Origin of the sequence: Vibrio sp. 10N.222.52.B7, assembly GCF_041474275.1 — a bacterium.
Lineage (GTDB): Bacteria > Pseudomonadota > Gammaproteobacteria > Enterobacterales > Vibrionaceae > Vibrio > Vibrio crassostreae_C.
In genome coordinates this window covers 1-4,888 of the sequence record NZ_JBFRTU010000034.1, presented here as the reverse complement: position 1 = coordinate 4,888, position 4,888 = coordinate 1, and the positions used below count along the sequence as shown (strand labels likewise).

6 protein-coding genes are annotated in these 4,888 nt (G+C 44.6%); 5 read left to right on the top strand and 1 reads right to left on the bottom strand.

The genetic code is table 11. From position 1 onward, the window contains the following. The first annotated feature begins 234 nt into the window (after positions 1–234). Both AB4512_RS11415 and AB4512_RS11410 read left to right on the top strand, forming a co-directional pair. Positions 235–783, top strand: coding sequence for a helix-turn-helix domain-containing protein (locus AB4512_RS11415; protein ID WP_372174932.1), 549 nt, complete (start codon positions 235–237; stop codon positions 781–783). Then, positions 767–1,072 (top strand): hypothetical protein, encoded by a 306-nt coding sequence (locus AB4512_RS11410; RefSeq protein WP_372174931.1) that lies wholly within the window; start codon positions 767–769, stop codon positions 1,070–1,072. Before AB4512_RS11415 ends, AB4512_RS11410 begins: the two co-directional genes overlap by 17 nt. Positions 1,073–1,277: 205 nt before the next feature. Here AB4512_RS11410 and AB4512_RS11405 read toward each other — a convergent pair whose 3' ends face one another. Beyond that, a complete protein-coding gene (locus AB4512_RS11405; RefSeq protein ID WP_372152419.1) occupies positions 1,278–1,685 on the bottom strand; it encodes a hypothetical protein in 408 nt (135 codons plus the stop codon). Between the two features lie 225 nt (positions 1,686–1,910). On the opposite strand from AB4512_RS11405, the gene AB4512_RS11400 reads away from it, so the two are divergent. The 3 genes from AB4512_RS11400 (at position 1,911) to AB4512_RS11390 (ending at position 4,811) form a co-directional block, all read left to right on the top strand. Further along, positions 1,911–2,255 (top strand): MobC family plasmid mobilization relaxosome protein, encoded by a 345-nt coding sequence (locus tag AB4512_RS11400; RefSeq protein ID WP_372057544.1) that lies wholly within the window; start codon positions 1,911–1,913, stop codon positions 2,253–2,255. Then, complete coding sequence (locus tag AB4512_RS11395) at positions 2,252–3,616, top strand: hypothetical protein (protein ID WP_372174930.1); 1,365 nt, start codon at positions 2,252–2,254, stop codon at positions 3,614–3,616. The genes AB4512_RS11400 and AB4512_RS11395 overlap by 4 nt, the downstream gene beginning before the upstream one ends. 232 nt (positions 3,617–3,848) lie before the next feature. After that, the gene (locus tag AB4512_RS11390; protein ID WP_372111887.1) at positions 3,849–4,811 is read left to right on the top strand and encodes a replication initiation protein; all 963 of its coding nucleotides are present in this window, start codon (positions 3,849–3,851) and stop codon (positions 4,809–4,811) included. Positions 4,812–4,888: the final 77 nt, after the last annotated feature.

Genomic DNA, 4,888 nt, shown 5'->3' with positions numbered 1-4,888 from the left:
GCAAAAAGAAAGGCATTACCCCAAATTGTCCATCGAGAGAGTCAGAGTTCAACTAAATCACCTACTTAGGTATTGCACTCATAATGAGTGAGTGTTGCCACTTCGATCACTTAAATGTGCCATTTAAGCTACTCAGCGGCTCTAGTTATGCTATGTTACATCACGATACACATCACTGTTACACGATCTATGTGTGTCAATCTTGTCTCGTTTTGTATCAGTTGGAGTGTATCGATGGAAAATCATATGTTACGTGTTAATGATGCGGTGAAGGTTACAGGGATAAGCCGTAACACACTGTATCGCTATATGCGGGATAATAAGCTCTCATACGTTGAAAGGGGTGGTAAGCGCTACCTAGACCGTAAAGAAATCAACGCTCTCACGCCGACAGATCTTGCGCAGCAGGATTTATTCTCTGTATCGAGCGATACAAAAAGTGACGCACCACAACTGCCAAGCTATGCAGAGCTTTGTAACGAGATCAAAGAGCTAAGACACAGTGTTACATCACTAACAGCCGCACTTATCGAGATCTGTGACAAGGTAACACGTAACGATACGCCCCAAGTTGTATCTAGTTCTCCTAAAGATCGCCCTGTGAGTGATAATGAACGCAGAGCTAACGAAGCTCAAGCCAAGGTTTTCAAAGTTCTAGAGCAATACAAGGACGCTGATAAGATGCCGTCTATTAGAGCTATGGCAGAGGAAGCAGGAGTGGAACGAGGCACGTTCTCAAAGCATAAGAAGACTTGGGAGGCACAAAATGACGTATCAGTGTAACGATTCATCATGTCGCCCCTGCAAGCACGTAGAGCTTAATGTTGTGTGCCCGAACTGTCTTGATCGCAAACTGATAGTCGCACCACATGGCGAGTGGGTTTACTGCCCTGATCACTACGTGTGCGAGTGGGAGATGTCTTTCGATGACTTCCAGAAAGCTGACATCGATGGTGAACGTAAGGCTACCATTCAGCGCAAGCTCGATTGGTGTCGCCAAGAAATCGAAGACAAGAAAGCACAGATCGTACAGCTCGAAGCGCAGATGGCCGCCATTGAGGCGAAGCGATAATTTCGCTGATTTCGTCCCTATTTAACATATTGTACCTATTGCGCACTACGTGATCTGGTTACAAACAAAAGCGGACTCTAACAGTCCGTTTTTGTATATTTAACCCCTCTTAAAACCCGACTTAGCCACCAGCTAATTTGTTAACAAATGGTGGGTGTTTTAAGTTTTGTTAGGTTGCCGTGGCAATTGCCACCAGCAGCCTATTTTAATCCATTTCTGGTAGATTACTTAACAGGAACGCCAAGCATAAATCTTTCAGGCTTCCTCTGTCGTGCAGTTCAAATACCCACTCGGTAATTGCATCCGAAGTGTAGTAATAATCTCCGATTTCATATGCTCGCTTTGTCGTCCCACTGACGCCACAGTGACCACACTGTTCCGCCCAATCTTCCAAGGCAGTTTCGTTAAAATCGGACTCAGTTTCGTACTCAAATTTCTCTCGAACATCAATCACCAATGGATCTAAATAGTCTTCATAGCAACCTACTGTGTATCTATCGATATGCTTTCTGATTTCATCCTTTTCTGAACTACTAAGTTCGGTGTCAAACTCATTGGCTACATATTCAATACCACCAGCCAATAGAGCCTCTTTGCTTTGCTTGTTTCTCATGTCGTTTTATTTAATTAGTAAGGAATAAAATTGATTCCCTCAACCCCATATTTGTAATTACGCTTCTTAATTATTAATTTATTAATGAGGGTTAATACCAAGCCAGCATAGATATGTAATTACGTTCCGAAATTTTCATATCACTGGCAAAGGGGGTCGTACCTACCCCTTTAATCCCCTCCAAAAAGCACTGTCTAGCGACAGCCAAAAACAAAATCAAAAGCCATGAGCAAAAGCAAAAAGCCAGTGCGTACCGAGTTGATACAGGTGCGTGTAACCGAGGAAGAAAAGTCACTAATCCAATCTAATGCCAATGGCAATGTTTCGGATTGGTTTCGCACCTTTGGACTTGACCCAAAATCACCACACCCCAAACCAAAATACCGAGAGTTAAAACAAGATCCTGCACTGGTCGCTGAGGTTGCCAAAATTGGCAACAACATCAACCAACTTGCACGGCTTGTGAATAGTGCAAAAAAGTCAGGCGGTTTGATTGACTTGATTAGTGTGCAAGCACGCCTAGCCGAGTCTAACGATCTGCTGAGTAAACTAATCAAACAACAGCCATGATAGTTAAATTCTTTAAGGGCGATCATTCGTCCGTTACTAACGGACTCGAATATTTGGAGGGTGGAACTAAAAGGCGAAAGGTTGCACCAGAGCTTCTATCGGGAAACCCAGAAACCACGAGAGAACTACTCAAGCAAGCGAGCCGTTTCGCTAAGGCGTACACATACGGTTGCCTCAGCTTTGAAGAAGAGAATATCCCCACCGCCCAAAAGCAGATCCTTATGGAGAGTTTCGAGAAGACGCTGCTTGCAGGACTTGAACCTGATCAGTACGACATTGTGTGGATTGAGCACAGGGATAAAGATCGCCTAGAGCTAAATTTCCACATCGTAAATATGGAACTGACCACAGGCAAAGCCTTGACACCCTACGTCCACAGTAGAGACATAAAACGTATCGATGCGTGGAAGTGTATCGCCAATGACATATATGGTTTCACCGACCCTAATGACCCAAACAAACGCCGAACGTTTACGTTTGGAGACAATCCCCCACCCCGTCAGGAGTTAATGAAACAAGTAGACAACTACTTGTTTGAGTTGGCAGGGGAGGGCGAACTTAACAACCAAGAAGACGTGATAAACGCCCTAAACGCCATCGATGGTGTAACGGTGACACGTAACACTAAATCGTCCATTTCATTTAAAGCGGAGGGACACGAAAAACCGATAAGACTAAAAGGTGATCTTTATGGGAAATCTTACAGAGGTATTGAAAACCTCGCAGAGCAACAGGAACAAAGACTTCGAGCATTTCACGCAGAGCGTGAAAACAGACTTGCAGACAACCGCAGAGCGCTCAAGAGCCGACTTAAAACAATTTCAGAACAACGTAACATCATGTATCAAAAACCAAAGGCGATTGAACCTGATCCTACCAATGCTGTTGGGGCTATTCTTATTCCTGAGCGGAACGATAGCGGGGCGTTACCTAGTAACGGAATACGAAATCGAGAAGTTTCAACCATGCCTGCAAGTGGTGAAGTCAAAGACCAACCCGAGCGAGCTGTACTGCCAAATAAAGTAACCAAAAACCAAACCGAACCGAATGTTAAACACAATACTAACCAACATCAAAAGCCTGCAAAGTGGGTATATAAAATCCTCGCAGAGCTTAAACAAGCAATTGGAAAGCTTGCAGAACGAGCTAGAGAGCGAAAAGCAGAAGCGGGAGAGCTTAGAGAAGACTATGACACAACTAAACGAAACTGTGACGAGCTTGATCAGTTACTTAAAAGCTCAGGATGGGGGCCATCAATAATCAAGGCTCAAGCCTTTAAGGGAGAGCCTGTAAGCGATCCAGAGCCTGCTCCAAGACAAAGACCGACACAACCTGTTGCCCGACCGAGAAATAGGATGTAAGTAACACTGGGCGTGTAAGCGTTTGATCTGAGGGAAGTAAGAGAGTACATTTCTTGGAGACGAAAAAAAATCCGCTAAGTTTGGCGACCTACGGATTCTTTTTCAAAAACAACAAATTTTAAACCAACTGAGCCAAAAGAGGAGCTGATTTACATGAAGTATACGTACAGTAATAACGCATTGCAACCCTCTCAAGTTCAGTTGTTTAAAGCCAAAACAACAAAAGAATCATATGAACAACCTAGAGAGAAGAGTACATGCACACCTACCTAAAAAGCCCTATTGCAGTGACGACAAAACCGCATCCCTGATACGGAACGTTACACATGCGCTCACGCATAGTTACATACAGCTAAACAGCCACCTGCGCTGTGCTTGGCTAATTTTTGACATCGATACACCGTTTACGGGTGAATACGCTTGGGAGCTTAACGGCTTACCATATCCGAACTATATCGCTATGAACCCCGATGATGGTAAGTACCACATGGCTTACGCCATTAACCCGGTGTTTACCTCAGAAAACGCACGCAGCAAACCCTTAGCTTACTTGGCGGCCATACAGCGCACGTACAAACGTTTATTGGGTGCGGATGAAGGTTACGCTCACTTAATGACTAAAAACCCGTTACATAGCGACTGGCGTGTTGTGGTGCTACACGATCACGAGTATTCACTCGCAGAATTACATGATGGGTGCGGTGATCTCGACAAGAAAGAGTACAGCATTGATACAGCCGAGCTGTGCGACTACGAACGCAACGTTAGCCTGTTTAATGTATTGCGTTACTACGCTTACGGGGTGGTGCATAACTTCGATACGTGTCAGGTGTTTCATGCTGATCTTGAAAGCCATGCAGATCAATTAAACCAGAGCTTCAAAGAGCCTATGCACTTCAAAGAGGTCGAAGGTATAGCGAAAAGCATTGCCAACTGGACGTGGCGCAATAAGGCTAATATCCGCCTCAAGGAGCGCAAGCTAAACCTTGACACCAATCAGCCGTTAGAGACTCGACAAGCAGTCGGGGCGCACTACACCAATCAGAAGCGCACAGATAGCGTCCTAAAGCGCATTAACGAGGCTTACACCGCTTTACTTGCAGAGGGCAAGAAAGCTACTCAGAAAGCTGTACAGGAAAGATCTGGGACTGGTATTGCAACAGTTAAACGTTATTGGAAACAGGTCAAAAGCTGATCCTTAAAAAAGGTATCACACGGTGTCTATCAGATATTAGCCCCGATAGGGGGCGTTTCCGTATTTTTAAAAATACG

Bases quoted from the DNA above. Each gene is read 5' to 3' on its own strand.
- AB4512_RS11405 (WP_372152419.1), bottom strand. From the start codon at position 1,685: ATGAGAAACAAGCAAAGCAAAGAGGCTCTATTGGCTGGTGGTATTGAA.
- AB4512_RS11410 (WP_372174931.1), top strand. From the start codon at position 767: ATGACGTATCAGTGTAACGATTCATCATGTCGCCCCTGCAAGCACGTA.
- AB4512_RS11395 (WP_372174930.1), top strand. From the start codon at position 2,252: ATGATAGTTAAATTCTTTAAGGGCGATCATTCGTCCGTTACTAACGGA.
- AB4512_RS11415 (WP_372174932.1), top strand. From the start codon at position 235: ATGGAAAATCATATGTTACGTGTTAATGATGCGGTGAAGGTTACAGGG.
- AB4512_RS11400 (WP_372057544.1), top strand. From the start codon at position 1,911: ATGAGCAAAAGCAAAAAGCCAGTGCGTACCGAGTTGATACAGGTGCGT.
- AB4512_RS11390 (WP_372111887.1), top strand. From the start codon at position 3,849: ATGAACAACCTAGAGAGAAGAGTACATGCACACCTACCTAAAAAGCCC.